This window comes from Pseudoalteromonas sp. C8 (assembly GCF_011378685.1).
GTDB lineage: Bacteria > Pseudomonadota > Gammaproteobacteria > Enterobacterales > Alteromonadaceae > Pseudoalteromonas > Pseudoalteromonas arctica.
The window spans coordinates 22,160-38,860 of the sequence record NZ_WTKT01000028.1 but is presented as its reverse complement, the minus strand read 5'-3'; the positions used below and the strand labels follow the sequence as shown (position 1 = coordinate 38,860).

General features: G+C 38.6%; 17 protein-coding genes and 1 riboswitch. Of the genes, 8 read left to right on the top strand and 9 right to left on the bottom strand.

The genetic code is table 11. The annotated features are described in order from the left end of the window. Positions 1-28: 28 nt before the first annotated feature. Entirely contained in the window at positions 29-973 is a 945-nt protein-coding gene (gene ylqF / locus GQR39_RS19125; protein ID WP_024589485.1) for a ribosome biogenesis GTPase YlqF, read from the bottom strand. Between the two features lie 91 nt (positions 974-1,064). Between ylqF and GQR39_RS19120 the strand changes: the two genes are divergently transcribed. Beyond that, positions 1,065-1,601, top strand: coding sequence for a YaeQ family protein (locus tag GQR39_RS19120; RefSeq protein ID WP_024593828.1), 537 nt, complete (start codon positions 1,065-1,067; stop codon positions 1,599-1,601). Positions 1,602-1,784: 183 nt separating this feature from the next. Beyond that, a complete protein-coding gene (locus GQR39_RS19115) occupies positions 1,785-2,390 on the top strand; it encodes an alpha/beta fold hydrolase (RefSeq protein WP_010554854.1) in 606 nt (201 codons plus the stop codon). Here the strand turns inward: GQR39_RS19115 and GQR39_RS19110 are convergent. Beyond that, positions 2,387-2,596 (bottom strand): hypothetical protein, encoded by a 210-nt coding sequence (locus tag GQR39_RS19110; protein WP_007579816.1) that lies wholly within the window; start codon positions 2,594-2,596, stop codon positions 2,387-2,389. The two genes, GQR39_RS19115 and GQR39_RS19110, sit on opposite strands and share 4 nt — an antisense overlap. Before the next feature lie 335 nt (positions 2,597-2,931). Here GQR39_RS19110 and GQR39_RS19105 point away from each other — a divergent pair, with 335 nt between their 5' ends. Further along, positions 2,932-3,405 carry a Dps family protein gene (locus GQR39_RS19105; RefSeq protein ID WP_165726624.1) on the top strand — a complete coding sequence of 158 codons (474 nt, stop codon included), beginning with the start codon at positions 2,932-2,934 and terminating at the stop codon, positions 3,403-3,405. 284 nt (positions 3,406-3,689) lie between these two features. Here the strand turns inward: GQR39_RS19105 and GQR39_RS19100 are convergent, their stop codons facing one another. After that, positions 3,690-6,632, bottom strand: a complete 2,943-nt coding sequence (locus tag GQR39_RS19100; protein ID WP_007579812.1) for a TonB-dependent receptor — start codon at positions 6,630-6,632, stop codon at positions 3,690-3,692. A gap of 238 nt (positions 6,633-6,870) precedes the next feature. Between GQR39_RS19100 and GQR39_RS19095 the strand changes: the two genes are divergently transcribed. Then, entirely contained in the window at positions 6,871-7,623 is a 753-nt protein-coding gene (locus GQR39_RS19095; RefSeq protein ID WP_007579810.1) for a response regulator transcription factor, read from the top strand. 22 nt (positions 7,624-7,645) lie between these two features. Here the strand turns inward: GQR39_RS19095 and GQR39_RS19090 are convergent, their stop codons facing one another. The 4 genes from GQR39_RS19090 to GQR39_RS19075 form a co-directional block, all read right to left on the bottom strand. Next, positions 7,646-8,044: a hypothetical protein gene (locus GQR39_RS19090; RefSeq protein WP_007579808.1), complete on the bottom strand. Its 399-nt coding sequence runs from the start codon at positions 8,042-8,044 to the stop codon at positions 7,646-7,648. Between the two features lie 60 nt (positions 8,045-8,104). Continuing rightward, positions 8,105-10,180 carry a S9 family peptidase gene (locus GQR39_RS19085; protein ID WP_165729131.1) on the bottom strand — a complete coding sequence of 692 codons (2,076 nt, stop codon included), beginning with the start codon at positions 10,178-10,180 and terminating at the stop codon, positions 8,105-8,107. A gap of 142 nt (positions 10,181-10,322) precedes the next feature. Continuing rightward, positions 10,323-10,886: a hypothetical protein gene (locus GQR39_RS19080; RefSeq protein ID WP_010554848.1), complete on the bottom strand. Its 564-nt coding sequence runs from the start codon at positions 10,884-10,886 to the stop codon at positions 10,323-10,325. A 96-nt stretch (positions 10,887-10,982) separates the two neighbouring features. Next, positions 10,983-11,071: riboswitch (cyclic di-GMP riboswitch) on the bottom strand. A gap of 87 nt (positions 11,072-11,158) precedes the next feature. Further along, positions 11,159-11,815 carry a cytochrome b/b6 domain-containing protein gene (locus GQR39_RS19075; RefSeq protein WP_007579804.1) on the bottom strand — a complete coding sequence of 219 codons (657 nt, stop codon included), beginning with the start codon at positions 11,813-11,815 and terminating at the stop codon, positions 11,159-11,161. A gap of 107 nt (positions 11,816-11,922) precedes the next feature. On the opposite strand from GQR39_RS19075, the gene GQR39_RS19070 reads away from it, so the two are divergent. The 3 genes from GQR39_RS19070 to GQR39_RS19060 all read left to right on the top strand — a co-directional run bounded on the left by GQR39_RS19070 (position 11,923) and on the right by GQR39_RS19060 (position 13,494). Next, positions 11,923-12,627, top strand: a complete 705-nt coding sequence (locus tag GQR39_RS19070) for an AzlC family ABC transporter permease (RefSeq protein WP_024589490.1) — start codon at positions 11,923-11,925, stop codon at positions 12,625-12,627. Then, positions 12,624-12,923, top strand: coding sequence for an AzlD domain-containing protein (locus GQR39_RS19065; protein WP_004335020.1), 300 nt, complete (start codon positions 12,624-12,626; stop codon positions 12,921-12,923). Before GQR39_RS19070 ends, GQR39_RS19065 begins: the two co-directional genes overlap by 4 nt. 73 nt (positions 12,924-12,996) lie before the next feature. Further along, complete coding sequence (locus GQR39_RS19060; protein ID WP_010554845.1) at positions 12,997-13,494, top strand: glutathione peroxidase; 498 nt, start codon at positions 12,997-12,999, stop codon at positions 13,492-13,494. 118 nt (positions 13,495-13,612) lie between these two features. Here the strand turns inward: GQR39_RS19060 and GQR39_RS19055 are convergent, their stop codons facing one another. Next, complete coding sequence (locus GQR39_RS19055) at positions 13,613-13,798, bottom strand: hypothetical protein (protein ID WP_007579801.1); 186 nt, start codon at positions 13,796-13,798, stop codon at positions 13,613-13,615. Between the two features lie 388 nt (positions 13,799-14,186). On the opposite strand from GQR39_RS19055, the gene GQR39_RS19050 reads away from it, so the two are divergent. Then, positions 14,187-14,981, top strand: a complete 795-nt coding sequence (locus GQR39_RS19050; protein ID WP_165736359.1) for a YggN family protein — start codon at positions 14,187-14,189, stop codon at positions 14,979-14,981. A 238-nt stretch (positions 14,982-15,219) separates the two neighbouring features. Here GQR39_RS19050 and GQR39_RS19045 read toward each other — a convergent pair whose 3' ends face one another. Next, positions 15,220-16,662, bottom strand: coding sequence for a PLP-dependent aminotransferase family protein (locus tag GQR39_RS19045; protein ID WP_165736358.1), 1,443 nt, complete (start codon positions 16,660-16,662; stop codon positions 15,220-15,222). Positions 16,663-16,701: the final 39 nt, after the last annotated feature.

Here is a 16,701-nt window from a genome sequence, read left to right as displayed (position 1 = left end):
GAGACCATATATGAACTCTGGTTAAATATTAACGACGGTTTTTACGAGCTCGCGCTCGGCGTTGAAGCTTTTCTTCTTCTTTAGCTGCTTTTTTAGCTTCTGCAGCGGCGCGTAAACCAGCAACCATTACTTCTTCTTCCTCACGCATTTGCGGAGTTTCCATAGTAATACGGCCAATAATACCGTCGCGTAATTCGTTGATTAGTATTTCAGACATTTTATATGTGTCTATTTGATTACCACCACGAATACAGCCGCGTTTTTTACCTGCCATTTCAACAAATTCCCAATCACTTTCTGGTAATTCGTCTATTTTATAACGCGCTTTTAAAAGCTCAGGGTATGCACGCAATAAGTACTCAGCTGTATAACTTGCTACTTCTTCATACTCAAGCGCCGTATCACGAATGGCACCGGTAGCGCCTAAGCGATAACCTGAGTTTTCATTCTCTACTTTTGGCCACAACATACCTGGCGTATCGTAAAGCATAATACCGTCTTCAAGCTTAATGCGTTGTTGTGCTTTGGTTACCGCAGGTTCATTACCTGTTTTTGCAACTATGCGTCCAGCCAGTACATTAATTAACGTAGATTTACCCACGTTAGGAATACCCATTATCATGGCTTTAATTTGCTTATCTGCACCCACTTTATGCGGCACTAACTTTTTACAAAGCTCATTTATACGACTTACTTCAGCTGCTTTATCATGTCCAAAAGAAATCGCTTTAACACCGTTTTCTTGCTCAAAATAATCTTTCCAGATTTGAGTCATTTTAGGATCAGCTAAATCAGCTTTGTTCAAAATTTTGATGACCGGCTTACCTTCACGCAAGGTTGCCACCATCGGGTTTTCACTACTGTAGGGAATGCGCGCATCAAGCACTTCAATGATCACATCCATTTGTGGCATTATTTCTTTAATTTCATTGCGGGCTTTATTCATATGCCCAGGGAACCACTGGATAGCCATTTTTAACTCCTAACGTATAATTAACCGCTATTTTAACTGGCAATTCATTTAATTGCGCTATACTGACGCAAATTTTTTCAGATTAGTTGTTATGGCTCTTAAATCCACCATTATGAAAGTGCAGTTATCGCTTAGCGATATGGACCGCCACGTTTATCAAGATTTTAATTTAACCTTGGCTCAACACCCATCAGAGACCGATCAGCGGTTGATGATTCGCTTACTCGCTTTTGCGCTAAATAGCTGTGATGGTTTAGAATTTACTAAAGGATTAAGCGCTGATGATGAGCCTGAACTGTGGCATGTAAGCTATAGTGAAGAGATAGAGCTGTGGGTTGAGCTTGGCTTACCAGATGAAAAACGCCTTAAAAAAGCCTGTAATAAATCTAAAAAAGTGGTGCTATATACTTATGGTGAAAACAATCAAGCAATTTGGTGGCAAAAACACCAACCTAAATTGTATGAATTTAAAAATCTAAGTATTTTTAGCCTTGATTATGCAGCAACACAAGCACTTGCTGCTTTGGTTGATCGTGGAATTAAGCTCGCCATTACCATTCAAGATGGTGAAGTATGGGTAAATACCGATACAACCAATATTGAAATAAAACCGCTGCAATTAATGTAATTACGGTAGTTATACCAATTGCATTAAATTAATTATCTATTATAGCGACAAATAAATAAGTCGATAACAAGGCAAAAATTATGACATATAGTTGTTCTATATAAATAATTTTTAACGCAGGTAGCGGATTATTTAATACGCTAGAATGATCATGTTTTTAATAAAATTGGTATTAGGGAGCATATGAAAGTTAAACACGTTATTGTTTTACATGGCTTGTATATGTCTGGCTTTGTTATGCGCCCACTTTGTTCACGACTTGAAGAATCGGGTATGACGGTATTAAACATTACCTATAATACGCTCGACCCTCACCGCGACACCATATTTGCACAAATTGATGAGTGTATTTCTAACGAACCTGCAGCGCTTGTATGCCACTCAATGGGAGGGCTTATTGCACGTGCTTACCTAGAGGCAAACTCCCCTGCTAGCCAGAATGTTACGAAGGTAATTACACTGGGTACTCCACACAAAGGCAGTCATATTGCGCAAAAGATGAAGCAAAAAGGGTTTGAATCATTTTTAAAAAATAGTGTTGAATTTTTACTCACTAAAAATGGTAATTGGCCTTTTAAAGCTAAGCTTTACAGTATTGCGGGCGATTTACCTATTGGGCTTATGCCCTTAATAGTCAAAGGTAGCCAGTCAGATGGCACTGTATTACTAGATGAAACCAAACTTAAAGGTATGGCCGAACATAAAGTGTTTCATTTAAGCCATACCAGTATGATTTACTCGCGCCAAGTACTCGATTACATTTTAAAGTGCTTAAACGAGAAAGATTAATCCTCAGCATTGGCTGCTATTTTATAACTAATTAAAAATACCACTGCCAATATAAGCGGAATCGGCGCCGCAATGTAGCCAAAAAAATCTGAGTTCGCAAAGCTTGCACCCGCTAAGTGCGCTACTAACCCAAGTACAAACGCGATGACTGCAATTCCTACCACTATTAACTCTGCTTTATTTTGTTTCGCTGTTTTTGCATGCATGTTATCTCTCCTAATTATTTCGACAACATTATTATGCGCCGTTAGGGTGGATGATTTTTGACCTGCATCAATAAAAAAACAGCTAAGTTATTACCTTGAATAAAGTTTGTTTTAGATCATGATTTATATACTTTTGAGGTTTATTTACTTTTGAGGGGTAGTATTTTTATTAATCAGACCCACTTCTATTAATAGTCTAAAGTGAATATAGGTATCAAAAACAGCTAATAGGTTAAAACTATTAACTAGATACATTTAAACGATTTTACTAATTTATCGAAATTAGTAATACTTATCACAAGTTCACAAATCAACGGTTATTCAAGGAGCAAGTTATGTCACATGTAAACGCAATTGGTCTAAACAGCGCAAAAAGCGAAGACATCATAAAGTCACTCAATACATTATTGAGTAGCTACCAGATTCAATACATGAACGCGCGTGGTTTTCACTGGAATATTAAAGGCCGTAACTTTTTTGAACTACACGTTAAGTTTGAAGAAATTTATAACTTACTACTTCTTAAAGTAGATGAAGTTGCAGAACGTATTTTAACGTTAGATGGCGCACCACTACATGCATTTTCTGATTACCTTGAAGTAAGTAAAATTAAAGAAGCTAAAGGTATTAGTGATGGTGTTACAGCCGTAGAGAATCTACTTGCTGGTTACAGTACATTAATTCACATGCAGCGTGATATTTTAACCCAAGCTGGTGATGCAGACGACGAAGGTACAGCCTCACTAATGAGCGATTACATCTCAGAGCAAGAAAAATTGGTTTGGATGCTAAAGGCTTACTTAGACTAAACTAGCAAAAAAAAAGCCCTCAATGAAGAGGGCCACAAATAGGGATAAATCGTTAAATAATCAAGCGATTCGGTTACTATATTAGTCTCCTCCCAATACTAAACAACGCCCCTGTTACCAGTGGCGTTGTTTTTGGTTTAAGTGGGCACAATGCTCATATATTGGGATAAACAATGTATAAGCATTACTGCTCTTATTATTTTTTCCAATAAAAAAGCCCCAGCGATACTGAGGCTTTGTGAACGTAACTAATTAAGTAACTATATTAGTGTCGTTATTGTTGGTTAGAATTTACTTCTAAAACCTATGTAGAATGATTGACCAATTGGGTCGTACGTACCTGCATCAGTTTCAGTACCAGTACTTGAACCGCTCACACCCGATAAAATGCGTGGTGGCTCTTTATCAAATAAGTTACTTGCACCAGCGTAAAGCTCTGTTGAATCGCTGATATGGTAACTTGCTTGAACATCATGATACGTTACTGAACCAATCCCTACTCCACCTGGAGCAATACCAAAACCACTTAAGAATTGATCATCAAAGTCTGCAGCGCCAATGTAAGTTAAGCTCCAGTTAAAGTCAAAGTCGTTAAGTTTATAACCAAAGTTCCAGTTAGCTTTATGCTCTGATGCACCAATTTCTCCAGCAAACTCATCTTTATCAGCGCCTGGAAGTGGGATGCTATAACCATCGATTAGGTAAGTATAAGCAAGGCGAGTTCTAAACGCACCAGGACCAATATCAGCAGAGTACGTTAGTGTTAAATCAACACCTTCTGTACCTAAACCACCACTGTTAGATACACCACTGTCGATAAATTCTAGTGAACCAGCACTATTATTACCTGATGGCGCACTACGACGAGTTACAAAGTCACAAAAGCTTGTATCGCCGCCGCCATAACATTGGTCAAGAATAAACTGACGAGGTGTTGATACGATTGCATCTGTAATTTCGATATCAAAGTAATCAAGCGTAATATCTAGTCCTGATATTAGGTTTTCTGGTGTAAATACTAAACCTACTGTTACAGAGTCACCAACTTCTTCTTTTAAATCTTGGTTACCACGGTTAAAGCCACTAATGCCTTGTAAGTCAGACTGGTTAAGCGTGAACTCACCATTTGAAGCGATATTAGTTGTAACACCACCATCTGTTCGACAAGCATCACCAGCAGCACCACCGCCACTATTAGTAACACCTAAACATGGATCGTTTAAACCACTTGGGAAAGTTTGTGAAGGCGGAGAAAATAGTTCATCGATATTTGGAGCACGTGTTGAACGAGCACGAGTAGCACGTAAACGTAAGCTATCCATTACTTCCCAATCAACACCCACATTCCAACTTTCAGTGCTACCTACAGTTGAATAATCAGATAAACGAACTGCTGCATTCATCGTTACAGAATCAAGCACTGGGATATTTGCTTCTACATAATACTCAGTTACATCAAACGAGCCTTCTGTTGCTGGGATTGCATTACCCGCATTAAGACCTGCTTGCTGTAGTGCATCAAATTCACTGCGTGAAAATTCTTCGCGGTATTCAAAACCAGCTGCAATACCTACCGTACCTGCTGGTAAATCAAATAAATCACCTGAAATATTACCACCAATGATTTCTTGCTCAACCGACGTTGAAAGCGAACTAGGTGCACTTACAAAATCAATAGCACCTTGCGATAACGAATTAAAACCATAAATGTCTACTGGTGCACAATTAAAGCCACGTGCTGTCGCATCGATACAGATAGCCTCATCAGTAATACCATCACCATCTAAATCTTGGCTATCGATCACAGCTTCTAAACCTTGACGGAAGCTTTGTACATTAACTAGACCGCCTGAAACTTGTTGCTCTTTTGTTTTACCGTATACATAGTAAGTATCGTAAAACCAACCATCGGCTATTTCACCTTGAAAACCAAGTGCTAAACGGAATGTATCACGCTCTGCTCGTGCTCCACGATTACCGATATCACTTAAACGTTTTGCAAAGAAGATATCTCGTGCGCCATCACCGTCGGTATCGGTTGCTGCGTTATATATATCGTCTGGAACAAACGCGTTACGTAGAAGCTCACCGTTTACATTAAATTCAATTGGTACCTGGCCATTTGCATAAATGTCGTCAGAGGCAAAAGGAAATGGCTCTAATTCAGAAACGGTTGTTGTTGCAGCGTAAGTGCCTTCATAAAAAAAGCTATGCTTGTCGCTTAACTCGTAGCTACCATTTGAGGCGAATAAGTAACGCTCTGTAGGTATTGCTATTGTACGTACACCGCTTCGGTTAAAACCATTTGCAGCTACGCCATCGCCGCCATTAGTACTAAATGAGTTTTGTAGGTTGTTTGCATCATTAAATGTAAATGTTTCATCCCCAGCGCTAAAACGACCTTGTGGTGGAAATGAAGATAAAAACGGGCTTACTGCATCAAATACAGAACCTGGATTTGCTACTGGATCATCTTCGAAGAAAATACCTGAAAATTGGTCTACCGCTGAGCGATCACGGTCACGTGAGAAAACAGCGCCTTGATCAGAGTAACCAAGGTGAAACATTGCGTGTCCTTTACCATCTGAGCTTGATAAGCCTGAGGTAAAGTTAAATTGGCGTGACTCATCATCACCTTCACTCGATTCACCGTACTGACCATCAAACTCAACGCCTTCAAAGTCATCTTTTAAAACAAAGTTAACTACACCAGCAACAGCGTCAGAGCCATAAACAGATGAAGCACCACCTGTCATAATTTCAACACGTTCAATAAATTGGCTCGGAATAGTGTTTAAATCGACAGCAGAGCTACCTGGTACACCTGATACATAACGACGACCGTTAACTAATACCAATGTACGGTTAGAACCTAAATTACGTAAATCTACAGTCGCAACACCTGCACTCGCTGTACTAAAGTTTGAGTTAGTACGACTGATTGCCGGTGAACCAAATGCTGGATTATCTAGTAGTAAATCTTGAATATTTAATGAACCAGATGCGTCGATTGCTGTGCTATCTACAACTTGAATAGGCGCTGATGACATCGCCTCAGCTGAACGAATGCGAGAGCCTGTAACTTGTACACGTTCTATTTTAGTAATTTCGTCATCTTCTGCAGCCACACCTTGAAATGAAATGCTTGCAAGTATCGCGCTGCTTAGCGCAACTGTTAACGACGATTTTTTAAATAATCGCGCGCTACCTTTGTTAGTTAATGTCATATAATTCCCCTAAATTGTTATTTTTGTAACTAAATAGTTACTTCGCGGATTACAGTAAGGGGATTTATTTAAACACTCTACGTACGTTATTTATTAGGCGTAATCTTTGGTATGAATAGCTAGTTTGATGGGACGAATTAGTACGTCACAATTATTTTATAAATATATTGTACTTTTCATAACAGTTTTTCCGCTAAGCACGGTCTTTATTATTATATACAGCAAGAGATATAAAATAATGGTCGCTTCTTTTCATGCATTAACTTTTGTTAGTAACACTAAGTTTGCAACATTTTTAACAAAGCGCGTGCAAGAGCACCGACACTTTGAATCTCAATCTTTTATTCAGGCAAACAGATTAGATCAGATAGATACAGATCAATACAACGTACTGTTTTACGAACTAACTAATCTGGCTGACCCTATGCAAATAGTGCATTTAACAGAGCTAGCTAAAAAGCTTAAGTTAGTCATTATTGCCCAGTCGGGTCATTTTGCGAGTTTTGCTTTTGAAGTTGGCGCTGTTGATTTTTTAATAGTAGATTCAACTGCACCACGTATCGATAAATGCTTTGATAAACTGATTCACCTTTGCCCGATTGCAAGCGCGGCCGAACGTCAATATCAACAAAGCACACAAACCGAAAAACCATCATCACATATCGTAGTTAAAGATGTAGGTAAGGTAAGGCTAATTGATATAAAAGATATTATTTGGATTAATGGTGCGGGCAATTATGTAGAGCTGCATTTTACCCAAGGTAGTACACCGGTATTACACCGCGAAACCATGAAAAATATTGAACAGCAGCTAGAGCCAGAAGGGTTTATTCGTATTCATCGCTCAACGCTGGTAAGAAAACAAGCTATCTGCGAACTGATGCCTACTGACAGTGGCGATTATAAAGTCAGACTTAAAAACGATATGTGCTTAAACCTTTCAAGGCGCTATAAAGGGTGTTTAGAGAGTATTATAAGCCCTCTTCAGTAGCGGTTTATAATACTCATATTAATTACCAGTTCTGTTTTATATAACTATCACTTGGATGCACTAATAAATAGCTTTCAGTATCTTTATAAAAATTAACTTCTACATCGCTATTTTTCCATACTTTTTCAAACATGTTTTTAGCTATGATATTAATGTTTATATAGTCAACTCGTTGATAGCCACGTTCTTTTACACCCGCAAAATAGGCCTCTAACGAATCAAGACTATCTAAAGTTAACAGTTCAAACTCTTTTAAGTTAACAATCACAAACTTAATCGTATTTTCAGGGTGAGTGCTCAATTCTTGAATAACACCATTAGTTAATGATGTTATACCTTCATTGTTAAAGCTCCCCTTCAATTTTAAATACATATGAGGGGGCTGTGAACAAATCTGAAATTCGCCATGTGCTCCAAACATAAATTACCTTATATATATCAACTTCTATATATAGAGTAATACAATTTTCCGATTTTGCAGTTAATTTAACAGCGCAATAAAAAAGGCCATTTCGAGGGCTTTTTCTTCTAAGCTTTTAAAACGACCTGATGCACCGCCATGACCTGCATCCATATCGGTTTTAAATACTAAAATATTACTGTCTGTTTTAAGTTCACGCATTTTTGCAACCCACTTCATAGGCTCCCAATACTGTACTTGTGAGTCATGAAGACCGGTAGTAACGAGTATGTTCGGGTAGTTTTGTGCGCTAATATTGTCATAAGGCGAGTAAGCTTCTATCACATCATAAAATTGAGGCTCATTTGGATTACCCCATTCATCGTATTCATTTGTTGTGAGTGGAATACTTTCATCAAGCATTGTGGTTAATACGTCTAAAAATGGTACATGACAGCCAACACCGCAATATAACTCTGGTGCCTGGTTTACAACCGCCCCCATTAATAGGCCACCGGCACTGCCGCCTGAGGCAAACACCTTATTGCTATCACAATAACCTTGATCAACAAGCGCTTTTGTCACATCAATAAAGTCACTAAAGCTATTTTGTTTATGCTCTTTTTTACCTTGCTCATACCATTCGCGACCTAGCATTTCAGAGCCTCGAACATGCGCAATAACATAAACAAAGCCACGATCGAGCAAGCTCAGTGACGAACTAGAAAAACTAGGATCAATCGTATAGCCATAGGCGCCATAGCCGTATTGAAATAACGGATTTGTGCCATCTTTTTTAAAGCTGTCTTTTCGATAAACAACAGACACAGGTACTTTAACTCCGTCGCGAGCAGTTACCATTAATCGCTCCGACTGATAGTCATCGGCATTAAAACTACCGAGTACTTTTTGCTGTTTAAGTAGTGTTTTTTCGCCAGTTGCTAAATCAACATCATATAAAGAACCTGGTGTTGTTAAGCTTGAGTAATAAATACGCGCAGTGCGAGTGTCTGGCTCTGGGTTCATTGCTATTGCAGCATAATAACAAGGATCGGCAAACTCAAGTGCCATACGATCCCCTAACCTATTAACAACTACGAATCGAGCTTGCCCTTGCTCGCGTTCACTCAATACCAAAAAGTCATTAAATAACTCTACACCTTCAAGCAGTACATTTTCTCTGTGAGCTGTATGCTCAAACCATTGTGTTTTATCAGCAATCGTTTCGTTTGTTGCTGTCATTAATCTAAAGTTTTTAGCTTGCCAGTTAGTCACAATATAAAATGTGTCACCTAGCTTATCTACGTCAAACTCGTGGCCATCTTCACGCGGCATTAATGCTTTAAATTCGTCAGTGGGCTTATTAGCATCAAGCACCCATGTATCGTTGGTCTCTGTCGATGCTAAATCAATAATAATTAAGCCTTCGTCGCGACTTTTACCAAGCCCCATAAAAAAGCTGCTGTCTTGCTCTTCGTAAACCATTACATCTTGGCTTTGCTCGCTGCCAAGCTCATGCCTAAATACTTGGTATCCTAGTAGCGTTTTTAAATCTTTTTTTACATAAAAAACAGTTTTATTGTCGTTAGCCCAAACAACCTGCCCTTCTGTATTTTCAAGTACATCAGGTAGCATTTCACCGGTCGTTAAGCTTTTAAAGCGAACATTATAAATACGACGACCTTCAGTATCTTCAGAGTAAGCCATAAGCTGCTCGCATGGGCTTAGTGCGACTTCTCCTAGCTCAAAAAACTCAAATCCCTCAGCTAATATATTCACATCGAGTAAAAGCTCTTTATTATCAGCCCTTATGCTCGTGCTTCTATAATGGCGAGAGTACTCATCATCACCACGAACTTCTGAGTGATACCAGTATTTCCCGTCTTTAACGGGTACCGAGTTATCGTCTTTTACAATGCGTGCTTTTAACTCTTCAAAAAGTGTATTTTGGAGTGGCTTCATTGCAGCTAACTGTTCATCGCAATACGCATTTTCAGCATGTAAATGAGCAAGTACTTGCTCATCCTGACGATCGTCATCACGCATCCAATAGTAATTATCAGTGCGTATTTTATTATGAGTACTTAATGTATGGGCTTGCTGTTTAGCAATCGGGAAATTAGGTAATAAACTTAAAGAGTAGTCAGGACGAGACACAACAAAACCAATTAAAAAAATAATGTGATTTGCAGTTTATCATAAAAATAAAAAAGCCCATCCAATAGTTGGATGGGCTAAAACGGTAAACGCTTCATTACTAAAACCGCTATACCTTTGGGAAGATAATTCACTAACAGCCTTATATTTGCTGCCAAGCCATAGCCCAGCTTTGTCCAACACCGGGCTCGAACATAAACTTTTTATCGTCACTCGCGCGGCAAAACTCATTAAATGGCCAAGGCCTACATTGATAAACATGCCCTGTTTTTGGCTGCAATACCTTTGTACCCGCATTATAGTTTTCACAATTTTCAGGGTACACGTAATCATAAGTATCAAGGTTATTAACAACACGCTCATCGCATTTTGCAATACAATGAAAATCGACATGCGCTTTACATATCCCACTGCTTTGCAAAGCAAAAATTTCATTGTTTCTATAGGCTACAATTAAACCTTGTTCGGTCATTTTACCTGCGCTAACAAGGGGTACATGCACGTTAATATGCTCGGCAACTAAACGTGGCCATGCGTGAGGTTCCCCTTGTTCAAGCGAGGTGATTTTGTAATCAAATGATAAACTAACTAGCTCTCCTTGCATGTCATAAAAGGTTACACTCACCACATCGCCAATAAACAATTGGGTATGATGATTTAAGCAACCTATTGTTGACCACTTTCCACAGGCCAACGACGTATGCATAAACACGGCAACACCTTAAGAGTTACAAAATCTTATCCATACACTATGGATACACAAAAAATACACTGAGGGCAAGTGATACATAACAACACGTTATGCAGTAGTCCCGCTACCATAGCTTTATAAAAAGCCTTAGACCGGAAACTTTGCGCCCTAATCTTTCGATTAGTTTGCCAGCAATGCGGCGATTATAATTCGGCCCCGCATAACAATCAAACAAAAGAATGCAACCAAAAATAAAAACCAACCCTTTAAGATTGGTTTAATGTATTTTAACTAAATAAATAAGTTAAAGGTTCTTTTGCCCACGTAAATATCAGCAACACCAATAAAGATATAAATATTAGCCACGCAGGCCAAGACGCTTTTGTTACTTTAGCCTCAGAGTCATCCGCTTTTAACTCTTTTGAGCCTGTGATCATCGCCTTAACTAGCGGCTTACCTTTTATTCTATAAACAATAATAGCTAATACATGTAAACCAATAGCATAAAGTAAAATGTCAAAATTCAGCTCATGTAGCCAATTTGCAAAATCAATCGTATCGCTAGACACATATTGAGCAAGCGGGCCGTCAGTTAAAATGCCATCACTACTCATTAACCCGGTAATAAGCTGCGTAATTATAATTATAAAAAATACCATTACCATACAACTGCCAGGTGCTGAATGACCTAGCGAGTCGCTTGGTGTCTTTAGTGCCTTTAAAATAGCACGAGGAGAGTGCAGCAACCCACTTAATCTCGCGGTTTTACTTCCGATAATGCCCCATATTAAACGCGTTACGATAAGTGCTAAAGTAAAGAACCCAGCAACAAAATGAAGCTCAATCATGCCCTCTTCAATACTAAAATAAAGCACCGCAATACTTACAACCAAAAACCAATGAAAGCATCTAATAAACCCATCCCACACTTTTAACGTCGTCATTGCGCCTATCCTTAAAAAAACAGTATTATCTAATTCGTTAACTACTTTAACATCATAATATTAAGGTATCCTTATGAGCCATTCTACAAGCCGTGCGAGTAAATATCATGCAACCAGTTAAAAAAGCTATTTTAAAAGGCTTTTTAGATATGCTACCACTGTGTTTAGCTGTTGTTCCTTGGGGCATTTTATGTGGTTCTTTAGCGATTCAAAATGGCTTTAGTGCACTAGAAACCCAAGCAATGTCGTTATTAGTCTTTGCAGGCTCTGCACAGCTTGTTGCGATTGAACTTATGGCGGGCAACACACCATTGCTCACAATTTTATTCACAACATTTATTATTAGCTCTCGGCACTTTTTATACGGTTTAGCTGTGCGTCATAAGGTAATTGACCAACCTATGCGTTGGCGCTTACCAGTAAGTTTTGTATTAACCGATGAGCTATTTGCATTTTCTCACCATAGAAAAGCGTACAGAACAAAAACACGTTTAATATACGCATTGAGCGCTGGTTTTAGCTTTTATATTGCATGGAATATTTGGACGTTAATTGGCATTGTAGCAGGCACAATGCTGCCCGACTTAACTAATTTAGGGCTCGACTTTGCCATTGCTGCCACGTTTATAGCTTTGGTTATTCCGGGAATTAAAAACCTAGCCTCACTCGTTACGGTAATTGTAGCAGGCATTAGCGCAACGCTTTTAAAAAGCACAGGATTTGAGTTATGGCTTGTTTGCTCAGCGCTGCTGGCAATGGCCGCAGGTTACAGCACAGCAAGACTAACCACTAAAAAGGAAGTAACGCCATGATGACGACTATTTTACTCATGGCATGCATTACATTTTTTACGCGTTATTTATTTTTACACCGTGCTTTACCGTTTAAAGTAGGCCCTAAAATGCAGCAATTTTTAAGCTTTAGTGCACCGGCAGTGCTTACAGCAATTTGGGTGCCTATCGTGTTTTTGAATGAAGATGGCATTAACTTAAACTGGCAAAACCCTTATTTAAGCGCAGCAATAGTCGCCATTATTGTTGCCTACAAAACACATAATATTTATTACACTACGCTTGCCGGTATGGGGCTATTTCTAATTTTAAATTAGTGCGATCTTTATACTTTATGAAATACTGCACTCAGGTTAAAATGCGGCTAACAACAATAAAAAAGACGCCAATATGCACAAATTCCATCAATTAAGCGCAACAAGCTTACAGGGTCAACCGATCAACTTTAATGATTTTGAAGGGAAGGTTGTGCTTATTGTTAATACCGCAAGTAAATGTGGATTTACCTACCAATACGAGTCGCTGCAAGCTTTGCACAATAAGTATGCCAGCCAAGGTTTAGTTATTCTGGGATTTCCGTGCAATCAATTTGGTCAACAAGAACCCGGAGACGCAACACAAATAGAGCAAGGGTGCTTAATTAATTTTGGTGTGAGCTTTTTAATGGCGGCCAAAGTAGATGTAAACGGTGAGCATGCACATCCTGTATTTCGTCACTTGAAATCAGCTTTACCTGGTTTTTTAACACGTAAAATAAAGTGGAATTTTACTAAATTTTTAATTGCCGCAGATGGTACACCAATTAAACGTTATGCACCTTTTACTAAACCCGAAAAGCTAGAACTTACAATTCAAAAAGCATTAGCACAGGCTAAAAGTACGCTTTGAAAAGTAATAAAGAGGCGCAAGGCCTCTTTATTGCCAATACTATTGAAACTTAAACATACGCATAACTGCACATTTAAACTCTCAATATTAATTGGTATTTTATTTATACTAGTGAAATTTAATCGGTGTAATCGCTTAAATCATCTTCGCCTAGATTTTTACGCAAGCGTTTTTGCTCAAGGTAGTCTTCCAACTTCTTTTTAACCTTTTGCTTGTTCTTATCGTGTTGATTACGTCCGAGCATTTCGTACTCGTCTTCAACAAAATCGTCATCTAGCGCATCGTAACTAAATGTCTTACCCACAACCCACTCCATAAAGTGTTTGAGACCAACCAAGGATTTTATTATCGCAATAGCCGGTAAAATTAAAAATGTTTAATGCCAAAGTGCTCTGCAAATTAACATCAAAATAAAGCCACGCGACTACTGTAAATAGTCTTCATGTCAGTAATGTGAATAAATAGCGCTAAATTTGAATTGAGGAAAGTGAGAGTTTTTTATCGTATCGATAAATAAAATTTATTAATTTTTATTAGTTAGCCAATTTGACTAAAAAATAGTTATTTATTAATTATTTTGACTTGCTAAAAAATAAAGAAAAACACTTAATCAATTGTTTTTTATGGAAAAATAAAACTGGCATCAAACTTGTTATTAATTAATCGTCATCAACAAAAAGTAGAGAACAAACATGAAAAAATTACTATTAGTTAGCGCATTAATTTGTACGCCAGCCGCTATGGCTCATAACGACAACGATTCTGCAATTTCATTTAGTAACGATGAATGTAACGTCGAATTTAAAAACGATGTACGTATTAAACCAAACGAATTAGAAATTTTTACTGCCAATAATAAAACTATGCAATTTAATGCCCATGGTGACTTAACCGTAAATGGCGAGCTTGTAGCGCTTAATAGCTCACAACGCGAAGCACTGAATAAGTACTCTGACAGCTTACGCACTCAATTACCTGAAGTAGCTAACATAGCGTTAGAGGGTGTTAAAATTGCCGGTGTGGCATTAGAAGAAGTAGGCAGTGCATTTAATATTGACGGTCTTGATAATATGTCTGAGCTTATGGACGACATTAAAATTGAGGTAGAAAACACATTTTACCAGCAAGGTACATTTGTAATGGGCCAACAAAGTTTTAATCAATTTGGCGAAAACTTTGAACAACAATTTGAGCAGCAGATAGAAACAGCGGTTGAATCAGCAGTAATGCAATCAATGGGCAGTATTTTAGTGGCTTTAGGTTCTGAGTTACTTGGTTCAGGCGGCGATATGGATGCCTTTGAACAGCGCATGGAAAATATGGGTGCACAAATAGAAGAAAAAGTAGAGCTACATGCAAGCGCACTTGAAGAGAGAGCTAACTCTTTATGTGAAAACTTTGCTGATATTGCAAAACAAGAAGAGCAATTAGTAATGCAAGTGCCAGAGCTTAAAGGTTACCAGTTATTTAGCTTTAAACAGAATTAGTACAGCAAACGTTATTTAACATCCCTTTGGCAGCACTTAAGTTTACTTAAATGCTGCTTTTTTATGTTTCCCAAACTTATACCAACCTGCATAAATCTTTGATCAATTTAACGAATTAAATTGCACTATAACTTCGTTAAAAATTTTTTATTTAGAACAACTAGATACAAAAACTTTTGCCTAGTTCTAGCGTAATTTTCTTAACGTTAAATAGACCCCATATATAAGCAGATTGGTATTACTTTTTAGCTAATAAAGTGAGCTTGCCCAATGTAACTATTGCTTGCTCTATCTGCTCGCTCCACGGCACACCATAACTTAACCTTACGCAGCTTTTATACTTATTAGAGGCTGAAAAAATAAGCCCAGGGGTAATACTAATACCAACCTCAAGAGCAAGTAAAAATAATTTTTGACTATCGTATTCGCCTCCTAAATCTAGCCACATTACACAGCCTCCTTTTGGATCGCTTATACGTGTATTTTTTGGCATAGCTTGTTGTAAACACCATCGCATACGTTCTTTGTTATCGCGCAGGCGCTGCCTGAGTACCTTTAAGTTACGGTCGTACTCGCCGCTGGCAATAAATTCTGATAACGCCCATTGGTTTATTAACGAAGCGGAGCAACTTAGTGCTCGTTTATATCGCCGCGCTTGTGTTGCAAATTTACCGGCAACGACCCAACCCACACGATAGCTAGGCGCTGCGGTTTTAGAAAAAGATGAGCAACTGATCACTAATCCTTTTTTAGAGTACGCTAAAGCAGGTGTGCCTCGTTTTGCCGTAAAATATAAATCGCCGTATACGTCATCTTCAATAAGCACTACGTCGTGGCTTTCGAGTAACTCCACCAGCTGCTGCCTATTTGTATCTGGCATAAAGCTGCCTACAGGGTTGCTAATTGCTGTCGAGAATAAACACGCTTTTATGTCATGTTCATTCAAAGCGCGATCCAAATCGCTTAACCAAATGCCATTATCTGGGCACAGTGGTATTTCGAGCGCTTTAAGCCCTAAGCTTTCTATTAGCTCTATAATCCCGTGATAACAAGGTGTCTCAATAGCCACTACATCGCCTGGCTTTGTTACACACTTAAGTGCAATAGCCATGGCTTCTTGTGCACCATTGGTGATCACAAGCTCGTCCATATCAATGCCAATGCCAAAATCTAAATAGCGATGCACTAATTGCTTTTTCAGCGGTACAAACCCATCTGTTGGGCCATAGTTTATGGCTTTACTGCCTGCGATAGTCATTACGCGGCGCATGTTTCTGGCGAGTGCTTTATCGGTAGGTGCTGCGGCAATTGGGTTAGCGATACCAAAAGGGACTACGTTCGCTTGATGAATCGCGCTGTACACCTGCTCTATTAAGGCTTGTTTATTTACCACAACAGGTTCGCGACTTAATTTAACTCGCTTAGGTAAATTGTGCGCCATGCTAACGACTTTTAAAAAATATCCTGATTTTTCACGCGCCTCTACCAACCCTTGATCTTCAAGTGACTGGTAAGCCTGTTTTACAGTGGGGATACTTATGCTTAAGTTATCTGCCATTTTACGCAGTGATGGAAGTTTTTCGCCGGGGAGTAAAACTTGTTGAGCGCTCATATCTCTAATCAACTGAATAACTTGCTGATATAAAAACTCATGCCCTTGGCTATTTTTTTGTCTTATCATCACACACCAAATCTGTATAGGTTACATTTTTACTTTTCT

Bases quoted from the DNA above. Each gene is read 5' to 3' on its own strand.
- GQR39_RS19090 (WP_007579808.1), bottom strand. From the start codon at position 8,044: ATGTTTGGAGCACATGGCGAATTTCAGATTTGTTCACAGCCCCCTCAT.
- GQR39_RS19100 (WP_007579812.1), bottom strand. From the start codon at position 6,632: ATGACATTAACTAACAAAGGTAGCGCGCGATTATTTAAAAAATCGTCG.
- GQR39_RS19075 (WP_007579804.1), bottom strand. From the start codon at position 11,815: ATGACGACGTTAAAAGTGTGGGATGGGTTTATTAGATGCTTTCATTGG.
- GQR39_RS19080 (WP_010554848.1), bottom strand. From the start codon at position 10,886: ATGCATACGTCGTTGGCCTGTGGAAAGTGGTCAACAATAGGTTGCTTA.
- GQR39_RS19050 (WP_165736359.1), top strand. From the start codon at position 14,187: ATGAAAAAATTACTATTAGTTAGCGCATTAATTTGTACGCCAGCCGCT.
- GQR39_RS19110 (WP_007579816.1), bottom strand. From the start codon at position 2,596: ATGCATGCAAAAACAGCGAAACAAAATAAAGCAGAGTTAATAGTGGTA.
- GQR39_RS19115 (WP_010554854.1), top strand. From the start codon at position 1,785: ATGAAAGTTAAACACGTTATTGTTTTACATGGCTTGTATATGTCTGGC.
- GQR39_RS19045 (WP_165736358.1), bottom strand. From the start codon at position 16,662: ATGATAAGACAAAAAAATAGCCAAGGGCATGAGTTTTTATATCAGCAA.
- GQR39_RS19065 (WP_004335020.1), top strand. From the start codon at position 12,624: ATGATGACGACTATTTTACTCATGGCATGCATTACATTTTTTACGCGT.
- ylqF (WP_024589485.1), bottom strand. From the start codon at position 973: ATGGCTATCCAGTGGTTCCCTGGGCATATGAATAAAGCCCGCAATGAA.
- GQR39_RS19060 (WP_010554845.1), top strand. From the start codon at position 12,997: ATGCACAAATTCCATCAATTAAGCGCAACAAGCTTACAGGGTCAACCG.
- GQR39_RS19095 (WP_007579810.1), top strand. From the start codon at position 6,871: ATGGTCGCTTCTTTTCATGCATTAACTTTTGTTAGTAACACTAAGTTT.
- GQR39_RS19120 (WP_024593828.1), top strand. From the start codon at position 1,065: ATGGCTCTTAAATCCACCATTATGAAAGTGCAGTTATCGCTTAGCGAT.
- GQR39_RS19105 (WP_165726624.1), top strand. From the start codon at position 2,932: ATGTCACATGTAAACGCAATTGGTCTAAACAGCGCAAAAAGCGAAGAC.
- GQR39_RS19070 (WP_024589490.1), top strand. From the start codon at position 11,923: ATGCAACCAGTTAAAAAAGCTATTTTAAAAGGCTTTTTAGATATGCTA.